This window comes from Microbacterium sp. T3-8 (genome assembly GCF_055398145.1).
Genome location: NZ_AP027918.1, coordinates 1,233,489 through 1,258,452, shown reverse-complemented (window position 1 = coordinate 1,258,452; position 24,964 = coordinate 1,233,489). Strand labels below are relative to the sequence as shown.

The window sequence follows — 24,964 nt, the reverse complement described above, 5'->3', positions numbered from 1 at the left end:
GACGACGGAGGCCGCCGGGATCGCTCCCGGCGGCCTCCGCTTCGATCAGCGGGGTGGGGTCACCACCATCCGCCGATCAGATCGAGGATCCAATCGATGATGCCGCCGATGATCCCGCCGATCGTGCTCGCCTTCTTGACGGTGACGGATGCCGTGGCCTCGTCTCCGTCCGACTGCGACACCGCGACGGTGTAATCGCCGGCCTTGGTGTTCTTCGGAACCGTCACCGAGCCGTCGAACGAGCCGTCGCCGGCGACCTGGATCGTGCCGACCTCGATCGGCGCGCCCTTCTTCGGTCGAAGCTGCACGGTCACCGTCTCGCCCGGCGCATAACCCTCACCGGTGATCTGCAGCTTCTTGCCTGCCGTCACCTTCGAGGAGCCCAGGTCGATCGTGCCGGCGAACTCCGCCTCACCCGTGATCGTGAAGGGCACCTGCACCGTCGTGCCCGTCGCCGGGACCGAGACGGTGAGCGCCTGCTCACCCGTCGCTCCCGCGGGGACGGTGAAGGTGAGCGTCGCACGTCCGGCCTCGTCGGTCGTGTCGACGATCGCCGGGTCGATCGCACCCGCGGCGAGCTGGGTGTCGCCCAGCGAGAGCGTCACCTCGCCCGGTGCCGGCTCTCCCGCGCTGAACGCGAGCGACGACAGCGCGACGGTCACCTGATCGCCCGCGCTGTACCCGTCGGCATCCGCCGGGCTGACCGTGACGCCGACGGCGCGCTGCGCCTGATCGGGCGTCGCGGTGCCGTTCGCGTCGAACCAGTCGACCATCGACTGCAGATCGATCTTGCCGGTGTCGCGCTTGCCGGTGCCCTCTCGGAAGGTGACGAAGTTGTCGCCGCCCGCCGCGAGGAACGAGTTCGCCGCGACGGTGTACTCGGCCGCCGGGTCGATCGGGGTTCCGTCGAGCGTGATCGAGGTGATCCGCGCTCCCTGCGCCGCCGTGGGGTCGTACGTGTACACGAGCCCCTCCGAGACGCCGAGCTTCAGGAACGGACGCGCCGCCCCTGCGGGCTGCCACTGCTCCTCGAGCACGCCCTTGAGCTGCTCCCCCGTCAGGGTGAGCGTCACGAGCGTGTTGGCGAACGGTTGCACGTTCGCCGCCTCTCGATAGGTGACGTTGCCGTCGGGATCGGATGCCCCGCTCGACGCGTACGCGAGGTTCGCGCGCACACCGCCGGGGTTCATCAGGGCGATGTCGGCATCCGTCGACCACTTCTGCACATCGGCGACGAAGTTGCCGATCGTCGACTCGCCACCGCGGTTCTCCGAACCGTTCGCCTGACGCGCCCGGTTGAAGTCCGCCGTGATCTGCCCGACCTCGACCGCACCGAGCACGTCGGCCTCGGCCTTCGCCTTCGCGACGATCTCGGCGACCTCGGGCACGGCCGGGTAGAGCGGCTGTCCGTTGGCGGTGAGCGGCTTGATCTCGTTGGTGATCGAGATCAGGTCCTTCGTGGTCGGGTCGACCTGGATGTTCATCAGGCCCAGGTTCTCGCCGTACTGACCTGCCGAGACGACCGGGCGGCCGTCGATGACGTGGTTGTAGGCGAGGTGGGTGTGAGCCGAGACGATCGCATCGACATCGGCGTCCACGCCGTAGACGATCTCACCGAGCGGCGAGTCGGGCGTGACCGCCGCGACATCGGTGCTCTCGGCGCCCTCGTGCACGAGCAGGATGATGACGTCGGCCTCGCCGTTGGATTCGTCGCCGTCGCGCAGATCGTCGGCCACCGCGTTCACGGAGTCGGCGATGCTGCGCACCTCGAGGTCGGCGATCCCCTCCGGGGAGACCAGCGAGTCGAGATCCTCGGTGACGGCTCCGATGAAGCCGACCTTGACGCCGTCGAGCTCCTTGACCCAGGCGGGGGCCAGAGCGGGCTCGCCGGTCTCGGTCACGAACACGTTCGACGCGATGTACTCCCAGTCCGCGCGGTCCTGCACGCGATCGCGCAGGTCCTCCCAGCCCTGGTCGAACTCGTGGTTGCCCGCCGAGCTCACATCCAGACCGGCCGCGTTGAGCGCGTCGATGGTGGGGTTGTCGTCGTTGATGAACGAGGTGAACGTCGATGCACCGATCAGGTCTCCCGCTCCCGCGAAGATCGTGTTCGGGTTCTCGGAACGGAACTGCTGCACGGCTCCTGCGAGCACAGCGGCACCGGCGGCGGCGCCGTCGGCCTCGATGCGTCCGTGGAAGTCGTTCACCGTGACGACGTCGATGCTCACCGGCGGGATCTCCGAGGAAACACCGACGATGATCGGGTCGTGGTCGCTCGACCGATAGGGCGTACCCGCCTCGGTGGCTCCGAACGCGTAGCCGCGGTCGCTCCACTCGGGCGAGTTGATGCCCCACACGCCGGCTCCGGTGATCGAGGAGGCGAGCGACGGCGACGCGATCACGTGGTCGAGCGAACCCAGCTCGCCGTCGAACGAGTACGTGTACTGTCCGTCGGTCTTGTCGGCGACGAGATCGCTCCAGCCCGCCGACGTGAACACGTCGATCGGGTCTTCCTTGCCGTAGGCGTTGAAGTCGCCGATCAGCAGCAGGTCGCTGCTCCCGGTCGACTGCTCGAGGTCGCCGGCGAAGTCGAGGATCGCCTCGGCCTGCGCCACGCGGTCGGCGTTGAAGAAACCCTGACCGTCGGCCGGCTCGGCACCCGCGCCGGTGGGCGGGGACTTCGACTTGAGGTGGTTCGCAACGACCGTCACGACCCGTCCGTCGATGTCGAAAGCCTGCGCGATCGGCTCACGGGCATTGCCCCACACCGACTCGTCGGTCACGGTCGCACTGTCGCCGACCGGTGAGACGGCATCCTTCTTGTAGATGATCGCGTTGGTGATGTAGTCGGTCGTCGCCGCGTCGTTCAGGGCGTCGGGCGTCGGCACGAACGCCCACACCTCGCCGCCCGCCGCGTCGTTGAGCCCGTCGACGAGGTCGGCGAGCGCCGTGTCGATCGGCTTGCCGAGCTTGACCGAGTTCTCGATCTCCATGAGCGAGACGATGTCGGCGTCGAGTCCGTTGATCGCCGCGACGATCTTGGACTTCTGGATCGCGAACAGCTCCGCATTCGCCGCGCCGCGGGCGTCGGGGTTCTCGCTCTTCAATGTCGTGAAGTAGTTGAAGACGTTGAACGACCCGACCTGCACGTCGCCGCCCACGTCCGGAGCGGTCTCGGGGCGCGGGTTGGTCTGCTCGAAGCCGACCTTGAGCTCGGCGGGCGAGGAGTCGTCGATCGGCACGGTCGGCTGCAGCCGCCAGTCGTCGAAGCCCCACTGCAGGATGTAGCCGGCGTCGCTGAAGTCGACGACGTCACCCGTGCGCACGACCTGGTCGGTCGTGAAGTACGGCTGCTGACCCGGGTGGTTGTTGTTGTTGACCTGCAGAGACCACGCGTCGTCGAGCAGGATGCGGTTCGCCCGGTTGGCGGCCGCGATCGCGGCTGCATCATCACCCGGACGCGTCGTCTCGGTGCTCTTGACGTTGAGGTCTTCCCCGGCGTTCAGCCACAGCGTGCCGAAGTTGTAGAGCTGGTGGCTCGACGCGAGACGATAGGTACCGGCCGGGGCGACGAGCATGTTCTCGTACTGCTCGCGGTCGGCGCCCACGACGGTGTCGGGGAGAGGGGTGACCTCGGGCAGACCGGCATCGGCCGTGACGACCTCGACACCCGCGAGAGCCGTGGGCGAGATCTGGGTCTGGCCGAAGTACTCGCTCACCCGCCCGGTGACCGAGACGAGGTCGCCGATCTCGAGAGTCGGAGCGAGGGCGTTCAAGAAGACGAACACGCCGTCGGAGGCGCCGGGCGTCGCGTCCTCGGCGCCGCCGGAGCCCTGCGTCTGGATCACGATGCCCTTGTAGCCACCGGTCCGGTAATCGGCGGTGACGATGCCCTCGACGGTGACGGTCTGACCGTTCACGGGAGAGACGTCGCCGGTGCCCTGCACCTCGGCGATCGTGTGGGTGGCCGGCGTGCTCGCGACCGCGGCATCCTCCGCGGGGGCCGCCGGTGCTTCCTCGGGCGCGGGCTCCGCTGCCGCGTCGTCCGCCTCGTCCTCGGCGGCCGGAGGCGTCGACGGGGCCACCTCCGGTGCGGGGGGTGCGGTGTCGTCCGGCGCGGGGGTCGCCGGAGCCTCGGTCTCGGTGCTCGACGATGCGGGGTCATCGACGGGCTCCTCGGCGAAAGCGGGGGCCGCGGCGAGCGACCCGAAGGTCAGCGCGACTGCGGTGGTCAGAGCGAGAGCGCCCGTGCGCCCCCGCTTCCGGAATTCTGACGAATCGACTCCCGTGCGGGCGTCGTCGTGGGGGGCTGACATGCGAACGGTCTCCTCGACATTGTGGATTTCGGTGACGTCGGGCCCTTGTGGGGCCTGTCGTGCGAGCGCCCGGAGCGTGTGTCCGGACGCGCGCATGTCTTCGACCCTACGGAGAGGGTCCGACATCCTCAATGGTGTTCGCCGTTTGGTCACCGACTGCTCACCGGCCGCGCACGGCCGCGTTCCCGAGGTGCGCGTGTCAGGCGGACGCCGCGGCGGCGTCCTCGAATTCCTCGACCTCGCGCTCCCACGCGTCCTTCGCCAGGCGGTACCAGAGGTAGAAGGCGAAGCCCGCGAAGATCGCCCACTCGACGGCGTAGAACACGTTGAGCCAGTTGACCGGCGACATCTCGTTCGGCGCAGGCGAATCGATGTCGACGAGCCCGGCGGATGCCTCGATCGCGGCGAGATACGGCCGATACACGTCGAGCTGGTCGGTGTCGTGCCAGAAGCTGAGCAGCGCGGCCGTCGACATCCGGTTCATCCGGTCGGGCTCGTCGTGCGGCGGCGGGACCGGTCCCTCGTCGGAGATGATGCGGCCGGCGATCTCGACGGTGCCGCCGTCATCGGCGTTCAGCTCGTCGATCGCCGCGTCCGCGCTCTCGCGGTCGGGTGCCCATCCGATCGCGACGGCGATCGAGGTGCGCTCGGCGACGCGCAGCTGACCGGTCACCCAGTAGCCCTCGACGCCGTCGTTGTAGCGCTGCGAGACGACGAGGAAGTCGCCGGGCACCCAGGTGCCCGAGGTCTCGACCCGCTGACCGACGAGCGGCTCGGGAAGGTACTGCCCCGGTTCCACGACCTCATCGAGCTGTTGCACCTGCTCCGTCGCGCCCGGCTCGGGCGGGTCGGTCTCGATCGCACGCTCGAGCTGCCACTGGCCGAGCCAGGCGAACACGCCGGCCACCAGCAGGCAGAACAGCAGCATGCCGATCCATCGCCCGCGCAGCATCACCTCACGGAGGGTCGGCGGGAACAGCGGGGCGGACGACACGGCGGCGATACGGAGGATCAGGCTTCGTACGGGGCGAGGACGACCTCGACCCGCTGGAACTCCTTGAGGTCGGAGTATCCGGTGGTCGCCATGGACTTGCGCAGCGCGCCGATGAGGTTCGCGGTGCCGTCGGCCACGGGAGCGGGGCCGTACAGGATCTCCTCGAGCGTGCCGATCCCTCCGACCTGCACGCGACGACCGCGCGGCAGCTTCGGGTGGTGGGCCTCGGGGCCCCAGTGGTAGCCGTGACCGGGCGCATCGGTGGCGCGGGCCAGCGCGACGCCGAGCATGACGGCATCCGCCCCCATCGCCAGTGCCTTCACGATGTCGCCGGAGGTGCCCACGCCGCCGTCGGCGATGACGTGCACGTAGCGTCCGCCCGACTCGTCGAGGTAGTCGCGACGCGCCGCCGCGACGTCGGAGACGGCGGTCGCCATCGGCGCGTGGATGCCGAGGGTCGCGCGCGTGGTCGACGCCGCTCCCCCGCCGAAGCCGACCAGCACACCGGCCGCGCCCGTGCGCATGAGGTGCAGCGCGGCCGTGTAGGTGGCTGCGCCGCCGACGATGACGGGCACGTCGAGGTCGTAGATGAACTTCTTGAGGTTGAGGGGCTCGACGTCGCTCGAGACGTGTTCCGCCGACACCGTGGTGCCACGGATCACGAACAGGTCGACCCCGGCCGCGGCGACCGTGTCGTAGAACTCCTGGGTGCGCTGCGGCGTGAGCGAACCGGCGACGGTGACGCCGGCCTCGCGGATCTCGGCGAGACGCTGCGTGATGAGCGCGGGCTTGATCGGCTCCGAGTACAGCTGCTGCATGCGCACGGTCGCCTGAGAGTCGCTGAGGCCGGCGATCTCGGCGAGCAGCGGCTCGGGGTTCTCGTACCGGGTCCACAGGCCCTCGAGGTCGAGCACGCCGAGGCCGCCGAGCTGCCCGAGCATGATCGCCGTCTGCGGGCTCACGACGGAATCCATCGGCGCCCCCAGCACGGGGATGCCGAAGCCGAAGGCGTCGATCGTCCAGGCGGTCGACACGTCCTCCGGGTTGCGCGTGCGCCGCGAGGGCACCACCGCGATGTCATCGAACGTGTACGCGCGACGCGCGCGCTTTCCTCGGCCGAGCTCGATCTCCATGGTCACCACTCCAGACTACCCGGGCGCGGAGGCGGTCGATGGCTGGGAGACTGGGAGCGACATCGGGAGGATGCATGGGAGCGGATGCCGCAGCGGTCGTCGTCGTGGGCGGCGGGGTCATGGGACTCGCCACCGCCTGGGAGCTCGCACGACGCGGGAAGCGTCCCGTCGTGCTGGAGCGGTTCGCCCGCGGCCATCGCGAGGGGGCGTCGCACGGAGCCACGCGCAACTTCAACAACGCCTACGACGAGGATCACTACCTCGACCTCCTCGTGCGTGCGCGGGAGGGGTGGGACTCGCTCGGCGACGTCGGCGGGGCTCCCCTGTTGCGGCTGCACGGCCTCGTCACGCACGGTGATGTCGACCTGCGGCGGATCCACGAGCGCCTGGCCGCGCGCGGCATCCCGGCCGAGGTGCTCTCCGCAGGCGAGGCGGCCCGCCGCTGGGCCGGCATGCGCTTCGACGACGACGCGCTGTGGTCGCCCGACGCCGGCGTCGTGCGCGCATCCGCTGCCCTGATCGAGTTCGAGCGCCGCATCCTCGCCGCGGGCGGCGACGTGCGATGGAGCACGCCGGTCGCCACGATCGACGACCGCGGGGAGGGCATCGACATCGCTCTCTCGCCGACGGCTCGCACCTGCGCGCCGAGACCGTGGTGGTCACGGTCGGCGCCTGGAGCCGGAACCTGGTCGGAGAGCTCGGGCTCCCCCGCCTCACGGTCACCGAGGAGACGCCCGCGCACTTCGCGCCGGTCGACGACGCCGTCTGGCCGTCGTTCAACCACTACGTCGATCCGGCGGAGTACCCCGCGACCGTCTACGGCATGCCCACTCCCGGGGAGGGCGTGAAGGTCGGCTTCCACCGCGTGGGCGACGAGGTCGATCCCGACGCCCGCCCGCACGTCCCCACGCATCTCGACACTCTCGCCGGCTACGTGCGCGAGTGGATGCCGGGACTCGACGCGGCGAGCGCGGTGCCGATCAGCTGCACGTACACCTCGACCGACGACGGCGCGTTCGTCCTCGACCGACGCGGCCGGATCGTCGTCGGAGCGGGCTTCTCGGGCCACGGGTTCAAGTTCGCGACCGGGATCGGGGCGACGCTCGCGGATCTCGCGCTCGACGAGTCGGCGCGCGCCGCCGAGCCGTTCCGGCTCCCCCACGTGAGCTGAGAGGTCGGAACACGCCGCAGGACGGCGTCCGCACGCGGCGAGTCGTGACCCCTCACCGGGATGTCAGACGTTGCGCAGGCCCTCGAGACGCAGCGCTTCCGTGCGCAGCTCGACCGGAAGAGTGAACCAGAACTCGGTTCCCTTCCCCACCTCGCTGCTCATGCTCATGGTCCCGCCGTGCGCCTGAACGATGGCGCGAGTGATCGTCAGCCCGAGCCCCACTCCGGGCACCGCGTTCCGGGTCGCCGTCGAGGCGCGGAAGAAGCGAGTGAACAGCATCCCCTGCTCTTCCTCCGGGATCCCGAAACCGGTGTCCTCGATGCAGATGCGCGCTTCGCCCTCGCGCATCTCCAGGCGCGCGGTGACTCGTCCGCCGCTCGGCGTGAACTTGATCGCGTTCGACAGGAGATTGTCGATCGCCTGACCGATTCGGCCGGCGTCGACGAGGAGACGGATGGGTTCCGCCGGGATGTCGGAGAGGAGCTCCACGCCGTTCTTCTGAGCGTTCGGCCCGGACGACTCGACGGCGGATCGCACGAGAGCGGAGAGGTCGGTTTCCGCCTTCTCGAGCGGGAATCGGCCGGACTCCGCCTGCGCGGTGAAGAGCAGGTCGCCGACGAGGTTCAGAAGGCGTTTCGCGTTCCGCTCGATCACAGCCACGAAGTCCTGCTGGTCAGCGGTCAACGGTTGTTCCGGATCGTTCTGCAGCAGGTCGAGGAACCCGATGATCGCGCTCAACGGCGTGCGCAGCTCATGCGAGATCATGCCCACGAACTCGTCCTTGAGGCGCGCGACCTCGACGGCCTTGGTCTCGTCCGTGATGACGAGCAGATAGCCGCGCTGTGCGCCATCCGTCCCCTGGTACAGCGACAGTGTGAGACGCACGGGCACGCTCGATCCGCCGGCGGTGGTCATGTCGACATCGGCTTCGACCGTGCGGCCCTCGTCGACCTCGTCGAGCAGGGCGCGCATCCCGGTCGGGTCGTCGAGCGAGCGGGGAGTCGCGGGATCGGCGAACAGGCCGAGTGCCGAGGGATCGAAGAAGCGATCGACGGTCACATCATCGAGCGCCTCGTCGACGGACAGACCGATGAGGCGCTCCGCCCCGGGATTCCAGGCGATCACGACGCCCTTGCGGTCGGTGGCGATGACCGCCTGGGCGGTGATCGAGCTCCACAGGCTGCTGAACGACTCCAGGAGGAACTGGTACTGCTTCTCGCTGGCCTGGAGCTGCTGGACCATCGAGAGGTTGGCCGAGAGCGCCGCCGTGCGCTCGACGACGAGCGCCTCCGCTTGAGCGGTGCGCAGACGCTGGAGACGTGAGAGCTCGTTGACGATCGCCCCGGCCACCGCGAAGACGAGGGGGCTGATCACGCCGCGGAGCCAGGCGAGCTCGCCGGCTGCCGAGTCGAGCGCGATCGGCATCAGGAAAGCGATCGACGTCAGGACCCCGATCAGGAAGACCGGACGCAACCCCGGTGAGGCGGCGAGCCAGATCACCGGGAGCAGGACGAACGACGAGAACAGCGACGCGGTTCCCCCTGTGCCGACACGCAGCACTCCGATGGCCAGGATGTCCACGGCGGGGATGAGGAGCACGATCCAGCCGTCGTGAACGCCCCGTGCCGCGAGGACCGCGGCGAGTGCGGTGACGAGCCCCACCAGAGCGATACCGACGATCGCCGCCGCCGGATTCGTGGCCTGGATACCGGGCACCGCGATCACGAGCAGCCCTGCGACGCCGACGGCGATGGCCGTGGGGCCCTGCTTCATGAGCGGTGTCGGGTCGTCGAAGTACCGCTGCCACCCGCGCTGCACGGGAGCGGGGGCGGCCGCCGTGCCCAAGGACTCGTAACGATTCATCGGTCGACTCCCGCGACGGCCCGGCGCAGGGCTGCCCCGCGCACGGGCTTGGGGAGCGCGGCATCCGCCGTCGGGTACGACGTCACGTCGAGCACGGAGCTGATCACGAGGAAGCACCGCGGGAAAGTCTCCCGCACCAGGCGCGCGCACTCGGTGCCGGAGATACCCGGGAGCAGCAGATCGAGCACCGCGAGCGAGGGGTCGATGTGCGGGAAGGCCGAGATCGCCGACTCGGCGTCACCGGCGGAGAACACGTCGAAGCCCTCGCGGTCGAGATGACGACGCAGCAGCGACATCTGGTCGAGGTCGTCCTCGACCACGAGGGCCAACGGGCGTGCGCTCATCGGAGGAACATCTCGCGGACGACGACCACCACGACGACGACGGCGATAGCGGCGAGAGCCTGCCAGACCAGCCGCTTCTCGGAGCGTGCGTCCTGCTCGATCTCCTCGGCCTCGGCCTGGGGTGTGGGCATCTCGGTCATGAGTCGACCCGTCCGACCTTCTCGGTCTTGATCCAAGAGGCGTCGGCGCGACGCCACTCCTTGATGTAGGAATCCACGGTGATGGCGCACAGCAACGAGCCGTATCCGCAGATGTAGAGCAGGAGGCCGGCGAAGAACCGCCCGCCCGGCAGCTTCTCGACGGCCCGGGCGAGCCAGACGCCCAGCATCGAGATCGGGCCCCAGAGGTAGAAGACGAGGGCCCAGACGAAGAGGGTGTCGTCGTTCAGCGACCCGCCGAGGGCGAGCACGGCGTCTTCGAACGCCCAGGGGAACAGCGCGATGGCCATGAGGATGAGCGCGCCGAGGCCCGGGAACATGATGGCCTCGCGCCAGGAGTGCCGACCGATGCGCCCGTCGAGTTGCACGGCATAGAGCATCGAGAACAGATAGATGCACGCGGCCGCGATCCACATGAACCGGAAGACGAACTCCGCGATGTCGCTGTGGAAGATCAGCAGGATCACGAGCGCGGTCGCCGCGACCAGCATGAAGGCCGGCAGCAGCAGGATCGTGAACCATGCGAGCCCGAACGAGAAGCTGCCCAGCTGGTGATCGGGGCTCGGTCGGAACCACAGGTGCTTGTAGATCGACGTCAACTGCACGTTGCCGCGCGCCCACCGCAGACGCTGTTTCCAGAGTGCGTCGATCGTGCGGGGTTCCTCGGCCAGCACGACGGCGTAGGGCTCGAACACCGCCCGCCGCCCCTTCAACTGGCCCTCGAAGGTGGTCATGGTGTCCTCGGCGAGGGTGCCGGTGGGGATCCGTCCGCCGATCGCCTCGAGGTTCGCCCGCGAATGGAGCTGCGCCCCGCCGGCGAGGCACGCGATCGCCCCGAGCACGTTCTGGGTGCGTCGGGCGGAGAGCTGGCCGATGATGTACTCGACCCCGATGAACCGGGTGAGGTAGTTGCGATCACGGCTGCCCTCGGCGATGTACGCGGTCACCGCGCCGACCTTCTCGTCGGCGAGGTGCCGGGTGAGCTTGCGCAGTGCGTCGCGGGCGAAGATGACGTCGGCGTCCATGATCAGCACGGCTTCGGTCCACGGGTCGGCGAGGGCGATGTCGAGTCCGTGGTTCAGTGTGTGGGCCTTGCCCTGGCCGCCGACCTCGCGCCGCAGGTGCTCCACGCGTCCGGGGTGCTGCGCCGCCTTGGCCCGCACGATGTCAGGGGTGTCGTCGGTGGACGCGTCGTCCACGACGAAGATCCGCAGCCGCTCCTCCGGGTACTGCAGCTGCAGCAGCCGTTCGATCGCGGGCCCGATCACGAGCCCCTCGTTCCACGCGGGGATGATCACCGCGACGTTCGGGTGATGCGGGGCCGCCTTCCCGTAGTGGTTGCGGAACGCGTGCATCGGCAGCGAGAGGAACTGCAGCCCCGTGTTGATGACGGGCAGCGTGCCGACGAGGATGCAGAGGATGAGCACGATGACGATCGCCGTCTGCCACCATTCGAGCTGGTCGATCACGGCAGCGCCTCCGCCCCGAGCAGGTCGCGCACGCGGGCGTACCGGCCCACGTCACGGGCATCATGGCTGTCGGTGGAGGCCACCAGCTCCGCACCGGCGGCGCGGAGCGCGGCCAGCGACGCGGGCTCGGGGCATCCCCACTTCTCGTTGACCTCGACGAGCGTGCCCGTGCGAGCCGCGGCCTGCGCCCACGCCGTGAGGCGCTCCTCGCCCAGGTCGCTCTCGGCGAGACCGATCTTCGGCAGCAGCGAGAAGCAGTGGGCGAGCTGGTTGCCCGGGTGGCGTTCCATCGCGGCGATGACTCCGGCGACGAAGTCGTCGAGCACGTCCGTCGTCGCCCACCCGTCGGCGATGCGTTCGCGCACGGCGGTCGGGCCGAGGGGCCCGTCGACCCCGGGGAACTGATGGTCGGCGATCAGGATGCGATCGATCCCCGCCGGCAGCTCGGGGATGTCGAGAGTACCCGCGGTGTCGAGGATCTTGGCCTCGACCCCCGTGAGCACGGTCAGCCCCTCGGGCACGCGCAGGGCCGCGATCGCGGAGACGTACTCGGGCACCCAGGTGGTGTCGCGGCGCACGTGGTCGACGATGCGGAGGGTCTCGAGGCCCGCGACGACGGCGGCCGCGACGTTCTCCTCGGGAGTCGAGACGGCGTCGTCGGAGAAGGTGGAGTGGACGTGGTGATCGCCGCGGAGGATGCCGATGCTCACGCTTCCTCCTGGTGACCGGCGTGCTCCGAGACGAGCACGTCATCGATCTCGACCACGATGTCCTCGAGGAAGCGCACCGAGGCGAGCTCCCGGAACGGAAGCCGCTCGGGCAGTTCGGCCCCCAGGAACAGGTCGACCACCAGCGAGGGGATGTCGACGCCCGCCGCGATCGTGAGCGGCAGCGCGCCGGGGAATCGCGGGTTGACCTCGAGCAGCACGGCGGCTCCGGTGCGGTCGCGGCGCAGCTGCACGTTGGCGACACCCACCAGCCCGATCGCCCGGGCGATCTCGGCGGCGGTCTCCTCGAGCTCGGGATCGTGCACGGTGCGCCCGGCGATCGCGACGCCGGAGTCGACACGCGCGCGGGTGCGCGGCACCGCGGCGACGACCCTCCCCGCGGCATCGGCGATGACGTCGACCGAGTACTCCTCACCGGGCAGGAAGTCCTGCACGATCAGTCCCTCGTCGAGCGGGAGCGCGTCGAGCGCCGCCCGATCGGGCACCAGGCGGATGCCGCGGCTCCCCGCCCCCTGGCGGGGCTTGGCGAAGACGGGGAACTCCCACTCGATCGCGAGCGCGTCGGGACCGGCCAGCACGGTGCGCGGTGCGCGTCCGGTGGGGGCACACCGCTCGGCGAGCAGCAGCTTGTCGAGCGCGGTGTCGAGGGTGTCGGCCGAGGGCGCGGCGAGGACGGCGGGGGCGAGTTCCTCGCGTCGGCGGGCGAGCGTGATGAGTTCGACGTCGACGGTCGAGATCACGAGGTCGAGGCGGTCGTCGACCACCAACTGCGCGAGAGCCGGCACGAAGCCGTCGGCCTTGCCCGGCGGCACCAGACGCCGCTGCTCGGCGGGCACGAGGTAGAGACCTGCCGCCCAGCCGTCCATGTCGGCTGCGAAGACCGTCAGCTCCGGTCGGCGCAGCAGCGAGCGGATGACGGCGACGCCGGCGGGGCCTCCGGCTCCGGTCACGAGGACGCGGGCCATGTCAGCCCTCCTGTCGGGTGAGCTCATGAGCGCCGACGAAGGCCGCCGTCTCGCGGACGATCTCGAGCGGCTCCACCGCCACGCCGCCACCGAAGCGCGACCAGTACCGAGCGGTCGCCCGCACGAACTCCGGCTCGAGGTAGGCGCGGCTCGCGGTCTGCGATCCGAAGCAGTCGAGCAGGCGCAGCTTCTGGTCGACGAAGCCGTCGATGCGCACGAAACGCGTGGGCCGGAAGTCGATCGTCGACGAGGGGCTCTGGTAGCAGGCGACCGTGCCGACGCGGCGGGTGGCGACCGTGGTCGCCTCGTTCACGGCGCGGTGATCCTGATGACGGTCGTGCGCGGAGTGCGTGTAGACGATCGTGGGCTGGATCTGCTCGACGACCTCTTCGATCAGACGCACGGTCGACCCGCCACCGGAGATCTCCGTGTCGACCAGGTCCTTGAGGAACAGGCGGGCGCCGATCAGCTCGGCGGCGGCCAGCGATTCGTTCTGACGGCTGTTGGCATCGCCTCCGCGCGCGCCTCGCGACAGGGTGAGGATGGTGATCTCGTCGCCCGCGGCGGCGTGCGCCGCGAGCACTCCCCCGACGCCGATCTCGACGTCGTCGGGATGGGCTCCGACCGCGAGCACGATCTCCTTGCGGCGCCCTTCCTCGCGACGGCGGCGGCCTTCCTCGGCGAGGTTGCGCACGACTTCGACGAGACGCGCGTTGTCGAGCGGCTTGGTCAGGAACTCGTCGGCCTGGGCGCGGAGCGCCGAGACCGCGTACTCCACCGAGACGTGGGCGGTCATGACGACGACGGGCACCGCCGGCACCTTGCGACGCAACTCCGCCAGGAGTTCGAGTCCGTTCAATCCGGGCATCTCGATGTCGGTGATGACGACGTCGGGGCGGATCTCGGCGACCTTCTCGACCGCGACGAGACCGTCGGGGGCGAGGTCGACCACGCACCCGGCCCGTCGCTCGAGCACCGTCTTCACGAGCAGGGAGACGTCCTGGTCGTCATCGACGACGAGGACGCGGATGGCATCTACGGACAATTCGGCTCTCCTTGGGGAGATTCCCGACCGTTGGGGGCGGTATACCACCGATGCGTTCGCCACCGGAAGCACGCGGGAAAGGGCGAGCAGGTTCCTCACGATTGTGGCACACGCCCTTCGCCTGACGGCGCGCGACGCCACGCAGAGAACGAGGGACGGATGCCGCGGCATCCGTCCCTCGCCTCATCCGCGCGAGCGGATCACTTCTTGTAGTTGGGCGCCTCCACGACGATCTGCACGTCGTGCGGGTGCGACTCCTTGAGCCCTGCCGAGGTGATGCGCACGAACTTTCCGCGAGTCTTGAGCTCTTCGATCGTGCGGGCGCCGACGTAGAACATCGACTGACGGAGTCCGCCGACGAGCTGGTACGCGACGGCGCCGAGCGGTCCGCGGTACGGGACCTGCCCCTCGATGCCCTCGGGGATGAGCTTGTCGTCGCTGGGGACATCGGCCTGGAAGTAGCGGTCCTTGGAGTAGGAGGTCTGCTTGCCACGCGTCTGCATGGCACCGAGCGACCCCATCCCGCGGTACTGCTTGAACTGCTTCCCGGACTGGAAGACGATCTCGCCGGGAGACTCGTCCGTGCCGGCGAGGAGCGATCCGAGCATCACGGCATCCGCACCGGCGACGAGCGCCTTGGCGATGTCGCCCGAGTACTGCAGCCCGCCGTCGGCGATCACCGGCACGCCCGCGGGGCGGGCGGCGAGGGAGGCTTCGTACACGGCGGTCACCTGCGGCACACCGACGCCGGCGACGACGCGGGTGGTGCAGATGGAGCCGGGGCCGACGCCGACCTTGACCGCGTCGACTCCCGCGTCGACGAGCGCCTGTGCACCCTCGCGGGTCGCGACGTTGCCGCCGATGATGTCGATGTGCGCGAAGGACTCGTCCGCCTTGAGGCGCTTGACGAGATCGATGACACCCTGCGACTGGCCGTTGGCGGTGTCGACGACGAGCACGTCGACACCGGCGTCGCGCAGCGCCTCGGCGCGCTCCCACGCGTCGCCGAAGAAGCCGATCGCCGCACCGACACGCAGGCGACCCTGGTCGTCCTTGGTGGCGAGGGGGTACTTCTCGCTCTTGTCGAAGTCCTTGATCGTGATGAGTCCGGCGAGCTTGCCGTCGGCGTCGATCAGGGGGAGCTTCTCGACGCGGTGCTTCGCGAAGAGGGCGATGACCTCGCCGGCGGCCACGCCGACGGATGCGGTGACGAGTCCCTCCGACGTCATGACGTCTTTCACGAGGGTCGACTGGCGCTCGAAGCCCGAGACGAAGCGCATGTCGCGGTTCGTGATGATGCCGACCAGACGGCCGTCGCCGTCGACGACGGGCAGGCCCGAGATGCGGTACTGGGCGCACAGCGCGTCGACCTCTTCGACGGTCGCGTCGGGGGTCGTGGTGATCGGGTCGGTGATCATGCCCGACTCGCTGCGCTTGACGCGGTCGACCTGCGACGCCTGATCGGCGATCGACAGGTTGCGGTGCAGGATGCCGATGCCGCCCTCGCGCGCCATCGCGATCGCCATGCGCGCCTCGGTGACGGTGTCCATCGCGCTGGAGAGAAGAGGAGTGGCGACCGAGATGCGACGTGTCACTCGCGAGGAGGTGTCGGCCTCGCTGGGGATGACATCCGTGTGCCCGGGAAGCAGCAGGACGTCATCGTACGTCAGTCCGACGAAACCGAAGGGATCGTGCTGTTCCATGGATGCTCCTCCTGCGCGTGTCGCGCGACGCCGAGTTCGTGGGGCCGGCCGGATCCGGCCGGGAAACCGTATGAAGATTCTAAGCGGAGAGCGGCCGAGAACATTCCCGGAGCCGGGCACCGTGACGACCCCGATCGGCCCACCGGTGTATTGGTACCGCTCTCATTTCGATCAGATTAAAGGTGTAGGCGAAACGCAGATCGCCCACTACAGTCAAGTGCGTCGTCCAACCCGAGACGGTCGAAGTCTGTGCGAAGGTGCACTCACCCTGGAGGTTGCGTGGGATCCACAACAATCGCCGTCCACCGGAAGAAGCCGTGGCTGGTCGCGTTCATCGGAGTGCTGCTCGCACTCGGCGCGATCCTCATGCAGCCGCCGCTCGCCGCCTCGGCAGAGACGACAGACGACGGTCAAGAGGTCACCGACTTCTACTTCGGCGGGGTCATCACCTTCGACGACGAGCCGGTCGAGGGCGTCGAGCTCTCGGTCTCCGGCAGCGGCTTCGAGGGTGAGACCGAGACGGATGCCGAGGGCAAGTGGCGCCTGTACGTGCCCGAGAAGGAGACGTACACGATCACGGTGAACGAGGAGACGCTCCCCGACGGTGTGATCGTCGACGCGTCGCTCCTCCCCGAGGGCACGCAGCCGATCTCCGGCACGACGGCATCGTTCGAGGTGGAGTTCGGTCTCACCGGAACCAAGATCCTCAACCTCTTCCTCGGCGAGGGCGAGCGCATCACCGTCAGCTTCATCGACCAGCTGGCGTCGCGACTCGTGGGCGGCCTGAACTTCGGCCTGCTCCTCGCACTCGCGTCGATGGGCGCGGCGCTCATCTACGGCACGACGCGACTGTCGAACTTCGCACACGCCGAGATGGTCACCTGGGGCGGGCTCGTCGGAGTCGTGACGACCTCCCTCTGGATGCTTCCTCCGTGGCTCGGCATCGCCGCGGCCGTGATCGCCGGCGGTCTGCTGGGCTGGGCCATGGATGCCGGTCTCTGGCGTCCGTTGCGGCGTCGCGGGCTGGGAGTCGTGCAGCTGATGATCGTCAGCATCGGCCTCTCGCTCGCGCTCCGCTACCTCTTCCAGTACATGATCGGTGGCGGCACCTACCAGCTCCCGGGCGCGAGCCCCGAGCCCATCCGGCTCGGACCCATCTCCTTGTCGTACATCGACATGATCGCGATGGGCGTCAGCATCGTCGTGATCATCGGGGTGGCGTTCTTCCTCACTCGCACTCGGGTCGGTAAGGCCACGCGGGCGATCTCAGACAACCCGCAGCTCGCCGCCGCATCCGGCATCGATGTCGACCGGGTCGTCCGGTACGTCTGGATCCTCGCCGGAACGCTCGCCGCGATCTCGGGCGTGCTCTGGGGCTACTTCCGCCCCGGAGTGACCTGGAACATGGGCATGCAGATGCTGCTGCTCATCTTCGCCGCGATCACGCTCGGCGGTCTCGGCACCGCCTTCGGCGCGCTCGTCGGCTCGCTCATCGTGGGTATGGCCGTCGAAGTGTCGACCCTCTGGATCCCCTCCGACCTGAAGTACGCGAGCGCCCTGGTCATCCTCATCGTGATCCTTCTCGTCAGACCGCAGGGCCTGCTCGGCCGCAAGGAAAGGTTGGGCTGATCATCATGGACTTCGGATCCATCTTCACCAACACGGCCGCTTACCTCTTCAGCCCCATCACGCTGGCATACGCGCTGGCCGCCACGGGCCTCGCCGTGCACTTCGGCTACGCCGGACTGCTCAACTTCGGCATGGCGGCCTTCATGGCCATCGGCGGCTACGGCTACGCGATCTCCGTGCTCTCGTTCGGGCTGCCGTGGTTCGTGGGCATGCTCATCGGCCTGCTCGGTGGCGCGCTCTTCGCCGTGCTCCTCGGCATCCCGACCCTGCGTCTGCGCGCCGACTACCTGGCCATCGCCACGATCGCGGCCGGCGAGATCGTGCGCCTGCTCTTCACCACGCAGGTCTTCGACGAGTTCACGAACTCCGCCGACGGCCTCGCGCAGTACAACGGCGGCTTCCGCGATGCGAACCCGTTCCCCCCGGGAACCTACGGGTTCGGCCCGTGGACGTACACGGCCAACGACCTGTGGAACCGCGTGTTCGGGCTCATCGTGCTCGCCCTCGCCGTGCTCCTCGTCTGGGCGCTGATGCGCAGCCCCTGGGGGCGCGTGCTCAAGGGCATCCGCGAGGACGAGGACGCCGTGCGTTCGCTCGGCAAGAACGTCTTCGCCTACAAGATGCAGGCGCTGGTCGTCGGCGGTGTGCTCGGCGCGGCAGGCGGAATCGTCTTCGTCCTCCCGTCGGCGGTCGTCCCCGGCAGCTACTCGACGTCGCTGACGTTCTTCCTCTGGACGATCCTCCTGCTCGGCGGCGCGGCCACCGTGTTCGGCCCGACGCTCGGAGCGGTCCTGTTCTGGGTGGTCAACGCGTTCCTCGCGAGCCTCCTGCCGCAGCTGGCGAACGCCGGCCTGCTGCCGATGACCGACAAGCAGGCGGCGACCGTCGTCTACATCGTCGTCGGCGTCGCACTCATGCTGCTCGTGATCTTCCGCCCGCAGGGCATCCTCGGAGACAAGAGGGAGATGACCTTTGTCAAGTGAACTGACCCCCGAGCCGGCCGCCGCGCCGGCGACGGGAAGCATCAAGCGTCCGAAGACCACCGGTCTGACGAAGGGCGAGGTCAAGCCCGGCGTCGCCAAGGTCGACCCGATCCTCGTCGTCGACGCGGTGCAGCGGCGATTCGGCGGCATGACCGCCGTCGACGTCGAGCACCTCGAGATCCCCCGCGGCGCCATCACGGCGCTCATCGGACCGAACGGCGCCGGCAAGACCACTCTCTTCAACCTGCTCTGCGGTTTCGACAGGCCCAACAGCGGCACCTGGTCGTTCGACGGCAAGAACCTGTCGGGCATCCCGTCGTTCAAGGTGGCCCGCATGGGTCAGGTGCGCACGTTCCAGCTCACGAAGTCGCTGTCGCTGCTCACGGTCCTCGAGAACATGAAGCTCGGGGCCACCGGGCAGCGCGGAGAGGGCTTCTGGTCGAGCCTGTTCCCCTTCCTCTGGCGCGCGCAGGACACCGAGATCGAGGGCAAGGCCCGTGAGCTGCTCGCGCGCTTCAAGCTCGACGCCAAGGAGAAGGACTTCGCCGCCGCGCTCTCGGGCGGTCAGCGCAAGCTCCTCGAGATGGCCCGGGCGCTCATGAGCGACCCGACGCTGGTGATGCTCGACGAGCCAATGGCCGGCGTGAACCCGGCCCTCACCCAGTCGCTGCTCGACCACATCCTCGACCTCAAGGATCAGGGCATGACCGTGCTCTTCGTCGAGCACGACATGCACATGGTACGCCACATCGCCGACTGGGTCGTCGTCATGGCCGAGGGCCGCGTCGTCGCCGAAGGTCCGCCCGACCAGGTGATGGACGACCCCGCGGTCATCGACGCGTACCTCGGCGCCCACCAGGACGTCGACCTCGGTGCCGTCACCGGTCGCATTCCGGTCGTCGCCGACGCCGAGGCTGCGCGCATCCGCGAACAGATCGAGGCCGAGGCAGAGGCAGAGCTCGAGGCGACGGATCCCGTCGACTCCGACACGAAGGACAACGCATGAGCGAAGACAAGGTGGTCGTCGAACTCACGGACGTCCACGCGGGCTACCTTCCCGGCGTGAACATCCTCAACGGCGCGAATCTCGTCGCGCGTCAGGGCGAGCTGATCGGCATCATCGGCCCGAACGGCGCCGGCAAATCGACGCTGCTCAAGGCGATGTTCGGTCTCGTCAACGTGCGCGGTGGAGAGATCACGCTGAACGGCGAGAGCATCGTGGGCCTCAAGGCCGACAAGCTCGTCAAGCGAGGAGTGGCCTTCGTGCCGCAGACGAACAACGTCTTCCCCTCGCTGTCGATCGAGGAGAATCTGCAGATGGGGCTCTACCAGAACCCCAAGATCTACGCGGAGCGCCTCGAGTTCGTCACCGGCATCTTCGCCGAGCTCGGTAAGCGTCTCAAGCAGCGCGCCGGGTCGCTCTCGGGCGGTGAGCGGCAGATGGTCGCGATGTCGCGGGCGCTCATGATGGACCCGTCGGTGCTGCTGCTCGACGAGCCCTCGGCCGGCCTCTCCCCCGTGCGTCAGGACGACGCGTTCATCCGCGTCTCGGACATCAACAAAGCGGGTGTGACGACGATCATGGTCGAGCAGAACGCTCGCCGTTGCCTGCAGATCTGCGACCGCGGTTATGTGCTCGACCAGGGCAAGGACGCGTACGAAGGCACCGGGCGCGAGCTGTTGAGCGACCCCAAGGTCATCGGACTGTACCTCGGGACGCTCGCCGACGACGTCGCCTGAGCGCTTCGACGAGGGGCGGGATGCTTCGGCGTCCCGCCCCTTTCGCATGCCGCACGGCGGTGCAGTCATGGCTACCTGCCCGTACGAGGAAGGCCCCGGATGCGAGCATCCGGGGCCTTCCGAGTGATCGGTCGATCAACTCATCGATGCGATCAGTTGGTGCGCTCGATGGTGTTGCCCGCGACGTACTTGTAGATGCCGATCGTGGCGCCCTGCGGGTCGCCGTTCTCGTCGAACGTCACGTCGCCGGAGTAGCCGTCGTAGTCGGCCGTGCCGCCGTCGTTGATGATCTCGGCGCACTCGGCGAAGCTGGTGCACTTCTCACCGTCGCCCGAACCGCCCGAGACCTCCTGCATCTTGGCCGCGATGTCGGCGCCCTCGGTCGAACCGGCCGCGAGCGACGCGAGCGCCACCAGGATCACGGCGTCGTAGGCCTCGGCCGCGTAGGTGAAGTCCTTCACCTCGGGGTTGCCGGCAGCCGTCCACGACGCCTGCAGGCGATCCGTGAAGTCGTCCTCGAGTGCAGGGCCCGCCTTCGTGCCCTGCGCGCCCTCGAGCGAGACCGAGATCTCGTCGCCGTAGTCGGACAGGTTGCCGTCGACCATGTAGAACTTGTCAGCCGAGATGCCGGCGTTCACCAGCAGCGGCGCGATGGTCTTGAACTGCTCGAACGACACGATCGCGACGGCGTCCGGGTTCTGCGCCTTGATCGACTCGACCTGCGCATCGAACTGCGCGTCGCCGACGTTGAACGAGACCGACTCGACGACCTCGCCGCCGGTGCCCTCGAACGTCGTGGTGAGCGCGTCGTTCAGGCCGGTGCCGTAGGCGTCGTTCTGGTAGATGATGCCGAGCGTCTTGGCGCCGTCCTCGGCGATCAGGTTGCCGAGCACCTCGCCCTGCAGCAGGTCGCTGGGGGCGGTGCGGAAGTAGAGTCCGTCGTCCTCCCAGGCGGTGAAGTCGGGGGACGTGTTCGACGCCGAGATCTGGAGGATCCCCGCGCTCACGTTTCCGTCGAGCACCAGCTTCGAGACACCGGAGGCGGCCGCACCGACGATCGCACTGACGTCAGCGTTGCGCAGCTTCTCGATCGACGTCTCGTACGCCTTGGTATCGGTGTCGCCCTCGTCCTCGGCGGTGAGGTCGATGGTGATGCCGGCCTCCGCCGCGTTGACCTCCTCGACCGCGAGTCCGACACCGGACTCCATGGGCGGTCCCAGGAATGCCAGCGACCCCGTCTTCGGCAGCAGCGAGCCGAGCTTGAGGGTGAGATCGGTGGCGGGCGCGCCGCCGTCGGACGAGTCATCGGACGGGGTGCTGCTGCAACCCGCGATGACGAGGGCAGACGCGCTGACAAGCGCAATGCCTGCGAAGATCTTCGCGGTGCGCGAACCCTTCAGTGCCTTCATAATGCTCCCTTGCGTAACTGAGCGTGGACGTGACCACAGTCGAGTGCTCTAACCCTAGGGCGCAGAAGCGCTCCGTAGGGGTCGCAAGTGTTTCGGTGCGTTAACGATCCGCTACGCGGTGGAATACCGGTTTCAGACGATGGGCGTGGGAGCGGTCCTTCGCCCTCGTCGCGCGGCGAGCAGCAGGTCGATCACGAACACGACGATCGCGATCCAGACGATCACGAAACCGGCCCAGCGCTCGGCCGGCATGGGCTCGTGGAGGAAGACGACGCCGATGACGAACTGCATCACCGGGGTGATGAACTGGATCATCCCGATGACGGTGAGATCGATCCGGCGCGCACCGGCGGCGAACAGAAGCAGGGGCACGGCCGTCGCGATCCCGGCGCAGGCCAAGAGCACTGCGTGCCATCCGCCGTTCACGCCCATCGTGAGGCCCGCCGGGGTCTGAGCCACCAGGATGAGCTGCACGACGGCGATCGGGATCAACCAGAAGGACTCGAGGGTCAGACCGCTGACGGCATCCACCGCCGGCCCGATCTGCTTCTTGATGAGTCCGTACAGACCGAAGGAGGCCGTCAGCGAGAGGGCGATCCACGGGAACTCGCCGTGGGCCACGATGATCACGACCACGGCGACCGAGGCGATCCCGATCGCCGCCCACTGGAGCCGGCGGATCCGCTCGCGCAGCACGAACACGCCCAGGAGCACCGTCGTGATCGGGTTGATGAAGTACCCGAGGCTCGTCTCGACCACGTTGCCCGTCAGGGTGCCGATGAGGAACACCTGCCAGTTGACGTAGATGAGCAGGCCCGCGAGCGCCGTCCAGCCGAGAAGCTTCGGCCGCCGGATGATCGCCAGGAACGCGGTCCAGCCCCGCATGACGGTGAGGAGCAGGAGGCAGAAGACGAACGACAGCAGCACTCGCCAGGCGACGACCTCCCACGGCCCCGTGGGCACGAGAAGCAGGAAGTACAGCGGCAGCACGCCCCACAGCAGATAGGCACCGCCCGCGTAGGCGACTCCGGAGGTCTGGCTCGACGAAGCGCGGGGGACGGAACTCACCGCACAACACTATGCCCGCGGTGCGCATCCACTGGTGGTTCCGTGGCCTGCCGGATGATTTCGGCAGGAATCGGATGCCGCGTGGCGGATGCTGTGCTTTCTTCCCGGGGTCCAAAATGGCCGATCGGTATACTGATCGGCATCGCCTGAGCCCTCGCGATTCCGCGATTCCCCTCGCGGACAGCCCTGCCTCCGCACCCGACGGCGGCGGTCTCCCGAAGGACGTGCCGTGCCCCCGCACACGCTCCCCCCGGTCGTCGCGTGCGGCGCCTACGAACGCGACAACCTCGGCGATCTGCTCTTCCTCGTCGTCGCCGATCACTTCGCGCGCGGCATCGTCGATGTCGAGTACACCGCGCCGATCGCCGTCGACATGTCCGCGCTCCTCGGGCGGCGGATCACCGCGACCGGCCCGACCCTCACCGAGAAGCCCGCCACGGGCATCTGGACCGTCGGCGGCGAGGTCGGCTCAACGCAGCGAGAGTACGTCTACCGGACCGCCGTCGACGACGCCGAGTGGACGCGGTTCTCGTCGCTCGACGCGGCCGAACAGGACGCGCTCCTCGACGAGGTGATGAACGCACGGATGGAGTCGCCGTACGTGCCGCGACCGAGCGCGTTCCCCCGCAACCGCGGGGCGCGCCTGGTGCTCAACTCCGTCGGAGTCTCGGGCATCGGCGGCCTGACTCCCTGGCGTGCCGCCGTCGCCACGAGCGCCCTGCGCGAAGCGCGCTACATCTCGGTCCGTGATCCGAAGTCCGCCGAACTGCTCGAGCGCCTCGGCATCCCGCACCGTCTCGCGCCCGACCTCGTCCACACGATCGCGTCGGTCCTACCGATCGATGCACCCCGCGACAGCTCCGTGCTCCTTCAGCTGTCGGAAGGACACATCCGCACGTACGGCATCGAGGCATGGACCGACGCCATCGTCGCGTGCTCGGAACTCGGGGATCATCCCATCCGGCTCTTCGTCGCCGGATCAGCGCCCGCGCACGATTCGATCGAGCGCTACCGCGAACTCATCGACCGGGTCTCGGCCGAGCGCCCGGACTGGGACATCGCCCTCAGCGACGCACGCTCGATCGACGACCGTGTGCGCGAGATCGCCACGGCCTCCCTCTGGATCGGCAGCTCATTGCACGGCCGCATCCTCGCGTGCGCCTACGGCACGAAGCGCCTCAGCATCGCCAAGCCGAAGGTCGACGTCTACGCCGAAACCTGGGACGCGGACTTCCCGTTCGGCATCGAGCCCTCCAGCCTTCCTGCTGCCGTGACCGCAGCACTCGAACACGAGCGGATGCTGCGCATGCCGCGGCCCTCGCGGACTCCGCGCGCAAGAGCGTGGTCGACGCCCTGGCAGTCTTCACCGAAGCGGACGACGCGCCGGAGAGCGACGCTCTCGCCATCCGCATCGACGAGGTCACCCAGCTCCAGATCGCAGCGATGCGACTCGAGCACGAGCATGCCGAGGCGGTGCGCTTCGGCAAGGAGCGCGCAGCCGAGGCCCTCCGACTCGCCGGCGACAGGGATGAGCAGCGTCGGGCCCGGCAGGCCGTCGAGAAAGAACTCGCCGAATCACACGCTCGACGGAAGAAAGCGGAAACCGAGCTCGAGAGCCTGCGTTCACGGCTGCACGAGATCGAGACGAGCACGTCGTGGAAGATCGGATCGCGCCTCACCTCCGTGGCGCATGCGCTGCGACTTCCCCGACCGTCGTCGCTCCGACGGCGCGGGCGCGACGACTCCGCCGCGCGCTGACGAGAAGGGGCCCGGATGCCGAAGCATCCGGGCCCCTTCTCGGGAACGCTGAATCAGCGGACGACGACCGCCAGGACGTCGCGAGCCGACAGGACGAGGAATTCGTCCGCACCGAACTTGACCTCGGTGCCGCCGTACTTGCTGTAGAGCACGCGGTCGCCGACGGCGACGTCGAGCGGAACGCGGTTGCCGTTGTCGTCGATGCGACCGGGGCCGACCGCCACGACCTCGCCCTCCTGGGGCTTCTCCTTGGCGGTGTCGGGGATGACCAGGCCACTCGCGGTGGTCTGCTCGGCCTCGACCTGCTTGATGACGATGCGGTCCTCGAGCGGCTTGATGGAAACCGACACGGTCTACCTCTTCTTTCTTGACGCTGACACGAAAGACTTGTTCGCACTCTCAACCCGAGAGTGCTAACGCCAGTGTAGGCGCTTCGCTGGCACTCATGCAACGCGAGTGCCAGCCCCGCCGCCCGCGTAGGCTGAGCG

At 68.7% G+C, this 24,964-nt stretch carries 20 protein-coding genes and 1 pseudogene; 7 read left to right on the top strand and 14 right to left on the bottom strand.

What is annotated here, in order from left to right; all coding sequences use genetic code 11:
* Positions 1 to 59: 59 nt before the first annotated feature.
* The 3 genes from ACZ5Y9_RS05950 to ACZ5Y9_RS05940 form a co-directional block, all read right to left on the bottom strand.
* The gene (locus ACZ5Y9_RS05950; protein ID WP_464472537.1) at positions 60 to 4,316 is read right to left on the bottom strand and encodes an ExeM/NucH family extracellular endonuclease; all 4,257 of its coding nucleotides are present in this window, start codon (positions 4,314 to 4,316) and stop codon (positions 60 to 62) included.
* A 199-nt stretch (positions 4,317 to 4,515) separates the two neighbouring features.
* Positions 4,516 to 5,268 carry an SURF1 family protein gene (locus ACZ5Y9_RS05945; RefSeq protein WP_247624719.1) on the bottom strand — a complete coding sequence of 251 codons (753 nt, stop codon included), beginning with the start codon at positions 5,266 to 5,268 and terminating at the stop codon, positions 4,516 to 4,518.
* A gap of 59 nt (positions 5,269 to 5,327) precedes the next feature.
* Entirely contained in the window at positions 5,328 to 6,443 is a 1,116-nt protein-coding gene (locus tag ACZ5Y9_RS05940) for a GuaB3 family IMP dehydrogenase-related protein (protein ID WP_247633994.1), read from the bottom strand.
* 38 nt (positions 6,444 to 6,481) lie between these two features.
* Here ACZ5Y9_RS05940 and ACZ5Y9_RS05935 point away from each other — a divergent pair.
* Positions 6,482 to 6,991, top strand: a pseudogene (locus ACZ5Y9_RS05935) (FAD-dependent oxidoreductase); the annotation flags it as partial.
* Between the two features lie 14 nt (positions 6,992 to 7,005).
* Entirely contained in the window at positions 7,006 to 7,614 is a 609-nt protein-coding gene (locus ACZ5Y9_RS05930) for an FAD-dependent oxidoreductase (protein WP_464472536.1), read from the top strand.
* A 63-nt stretch (positions 7,615 to 7,677) separates the two neighbouring features.
* On the opposite strand, the gene ACZ5Y9_RS05925 is transcribed toward ACZ5Y9_RS05930, so the two are convergent.
* From ACZ5Y9_RS05925 to guaB, 8 genes are all read right to left on the bottom strand, one after another.
* Entirely contained in the window at positions 7,678 to 9,477 is a 1,800-nt protein-coding gene (locus ACZ5Y9_RS05925) for a sensor histidine kinase (protein ID WP_464472535.1), read from the bottom strand.
* Positions 9,474 to 9,821 carry a response regulator gene (locus tag ACZ5Y9_RS05920; protein ID WP_247623168.1) on the bottom strand — a complete coding sequence of 116 codons (348 nt, stop codon included), beginning with the start codon at positions 9,819 to 9,821 and terminating at the stop codon, positions 9,474 to 9,476. The genes ACZ5Y9_RS05925 and ACZ5Y9_RS05920 overlap by 4 nt, the downstream gene beginning before the upstream one ends.
* Complete coding sequence (locus ACZ5Y9_RS05915) at positions 9,818 to 9,961, bottom strand: hypothetical protein (protein WP_247632743.1); 144 nt, start codon at positions 9,959 to 9,961, stop codon at positions 9,818 to 9,820. The genes ACZ5Y9_RS05920 and ACZ5Y9_RS05915 overlap by 4 nt, the downstream gene beginning before the upstream one ends.
* Positions 9,958 to 11,448, bottom strand: a complete 1,491-nt coding sequence (locus tag ACZ5Y9_RS05910) for a glycosyltransferase family 2 protein (RefSeq protein WP_464472534.1) — start codon at positions 11,446 to 11,448, stop codon at positions 9,958 to 9,960. Before ACZ5Y9_RS05910 ends, ACZ5Y9_RS05915 begins: the two co-directional genes overlap by 4 nt.
* On the bottom strand, positions 11,445 to 12,158 hold the full coding sequence (locus tag ACZ5Y9_RS05905) for a PHP domain-containing protein (protein WP_464472533.1): 714 nt from the start codon (positions 12,156 to 12,158) through the stop codon (positions 11,445 to 11,447). Before ACZ5Y9_RS05905 ends, ACZ5Y9_RS05910 begins: the two co-directional genes overlap by 4 nt.
* The gene (locus ACZ5Y9_RS05900) at positions 12,155 to 13,141 is read right to left on the bottom strand and encodes an ATP-grasp domain-containing protein (RefSeq protein WP_464472532.1); all 987 of its coding nucleotides are present in this window, start codon (positions 13,139 to 13,141) and stop codon (positions 12,155 to 12,157) included. The genes ACZ5Y9_RS05905 and ACZ5Y9_RS05900 overlap by 4 nt, the downstream gene beginning before the upstream one ends.
* A 1-nt stretch (position 13,142) precedes the next feature.
* Positions 13,143 to 14,186: a response regulator gene (locus ACZ5Y9_RS05895; RefSeq protein WP_247623173.1), complete on the bottom strand. Its 1,044-nt coding sequence runs from the start codon at positions 14,184 to 14,186 to the stop codon at positions 13,143 to 13,145.
* Positions 14,187 to 14,386: 200 nt separating this feature from the next.
* Positions 14,387 to 15,889, bottom strand: a complete 1,503-nt coding sequence (gene guaB, locus ACZ5Y9_RS05890; protein WP_247623174.1) for an IMP dehydrogenase — start codon at positions 15,887 to 15,889, stop codon at positions 14,387 to 14,389.
* 366 nt (positions 15,890 to 16,255) lie between these two features.
* Here guaB and ACZ5Y9_RS05885 point away from each other — a divergent pair, with 366 nt between their 5' ends.
* From ACZ5Y9_RS05885 to ACZ5Y9_RS05870, 4 genes are read left to right on the top strand one after another with little or no spacing between them, the layout of a single operon-like run.
* Complete coding sequence (locus ACZ5Y9_RS05885; RefSeq protein WP_372491580.1) at positions 16,256 to 17,518, top strand: branched-chain amino acid ABC transporter permease; 1,263 nt, start codon at positions 16,256 to 16,258, stop codon at positions 17,516 to 17,518.
* A gap of 5 nt (positions 17,519 to 17,523) precedes the next feature.
* Entirely contained in the window at positions 17,524 to 18,501 is a 978-nt protein-coding gene (locus ACZ5Y9_RS05880) for a branched-chain amino acid ABC transporter permease (protein WP_247623175.1), read from the top strand.
* A complete protein-coding gene (locus ACZ5Y9_RS05875; RefSeq protein WP_372491560.1) occupies positions 18,491 to 19,507 on the top strand; it encodes an ABC transporter ATP-binding protein in 1,017 nt (338 codons plus the stop codon). The genes ACZ5Y9_RS05880 and ACZ5Y9_RS05875 overlap by 11 nt, the downstream gene beginning before the upstream one ends.
* Positions 19,504 to 20,241, top strand: a complete 738-nt coding sequence (locus ACZ5Y9_RS05870) for an ABC transporter ATP-binding protein (RefSeq protein WP_247623176.1) — start codon at positions 19,504 to 19,506, stop codon at positions 20,239 to 20,241. Before ACZ5Y9_RS05875 ends, ACZ5Y9_RS05870 begins: the two co-directional genes overlap by 4 nt.
* A 152-nt stretch (positions 20,242 to 20,393) precedes the next feature.
* Here ACZ5Y9_RS05870 and ACZ5Y9_RS05865 read toward each other — a convergent pair whose 3' ends face one another.
* Positions 20,394 to 21,650, bottom strand: a complete 1,257-nt coding sequence (locus ACZ5Y9_RS05865; RefSeq protein WP_247632748.1) for an ABC transporter substrate-binding protein — start codon at positions 21,648 to 21,650, stop codon at positions 20,394 to 20,396.
* A 132-nt stretch (positions 21,651 to 21,782) separates the two neighbouring features.
* Positions 21,783 to 22,718: an EamA family transporter RarD gene (rarD, locus tag ACZ5Y9_RS05860; RefSeq protein WP_247623178.1), complete on the bottom strand. Its 936-nt coding sequence runs from the start codon at positions 22,716 to 22,718 to the stop codon at positions 21,783 to 21,785.
* Between the two features lie 229 nt (positions 22,719 to 22,947).
* Here rarD and ACZ5Y9_RS05855 point away from each other — a divergent pair, with 229 nt between their 5' ends.
* The gene (locus ACZ5Y9_RS05855; protein WP_464472531.1) at positions 22,948 to 24,528 is read left to right on the top strand and encodes a polysaccharide pyruvyl transferase family protein; all 1,581 of its coding nucleotides are present in this window, start codon (positions 22,948 to 22,950) and stop codon (positions 24,526 to 24,528) included.
* A 1-nt stretch (position 24,529) separates the two neighbouring features.
* On the opposite strand, the gene groES is transcribed toward ACZ5Y9_RS05855, so the two are convergent.
* Entirely contained in the window at positions 24,530 to 24,826 is a 297-nt protein-coding gene (gene groES, locus ACZ5Y9_RS05850; RefSeq protein WP_017203655.1) for a co-chaperone GroES, read from the bottom strand.
* Positions 24,827 to 24,964 lie beyond the last annotated feature (138 nt).

Coding starts and splice junctions, on each gene's coding strand:
- ACZ5Y9_RS05880 (WP_247623175.1), top strand. CDS start 17,524: ATGGACTTCGGATCCATCTTCACCAACACGGCCGCTTACCTCTTCAGC.
- ACZ5Y9_RS05950 (WP_464472537.1), bottom strand. CDS start 4,316: ATGTCAGCCCCCCACGACGACGCCCGCACGGGAGTCGATTCGTCAGAA.
- ACZ5Y9_RS05925 (WP_464472535.1), bottom strand. CDS start 9,477: ATGAATCGTTACGAGTCCTTGGGCACGGCGGCCGCCCCCGCTCCCGTG.
- ACZ5Y9_RS05900 (WP_464472532.1), bottom strand. CDS start 13,141: ATGGCCCGCGTCCTCGTGACCGGAGCCGGAGGCCCCGCCGGCGTCGCC.
- ACZ5Y9_RS05940 (WP_247633994.1), bottom strand. CDS start 6,443: ATGGAGATCGAGCTCGGCCGAGGAAAGCGCGCGCGTCGCGCGTACACG.
- ACZ5Y9_RS05930 (WP_464472536.1), top strand. CDS start 7,006: ATGGAGCACGCCGGTCGCCACGATCGACGACCGCGGGGAGGGCATCGA.
- ACZ5Y9_RS05920 (WP_247623168.1), bottom strand. CDS start 9,821: ATGAGCGCACGCCCGTTGGCCCTCGTGGTCGAGGACGACCTCGACCAG.
- ACZ5Y9_RS05865 (WP_247632748.1), bottom strand. CDS start 21,650: ATGAAGGCACTGAAGGGTTCGCGCACCGCGAAGATCTTCGCAGGCATT.
- ACZ5Y9_RS05945 (WP_247624719.1), bottom strand. CDS start 5,268: ATGCTGCGCGGGCGATGGATCGGCATGCTGCTGTTCTGCCTGCTGGTG.
- ACZ5Y9_RS05915 (WP_247632743.1), bottom strand. CDS start 9,961: ATGACCGAGATGCCCACACCCCAGGCCGAGGCCGAGGAGATCGAGCAG.
- ACZ5Y9_RS05885 (WP_372491580.1), top strand. CDS start 16,256: ATGCAGCCGCCGCTCGCCGCCTCGGCAGAGACGACAGACGACGGTCAA.
- guaB (WP_247623174.1), bottom strand. CDS start 15,889: ATGGAACAGCACGATCCCTTCGGTTTCGTCGGACTGACGTACGATGAC.
- ACZ5Y9_RS05870 (WP_247623176.1), top strand. CDS start 19,504: ATGAGCGAAGACAAGGTGGTCGTCGAACTCACGGACGTCCACGCGGGC.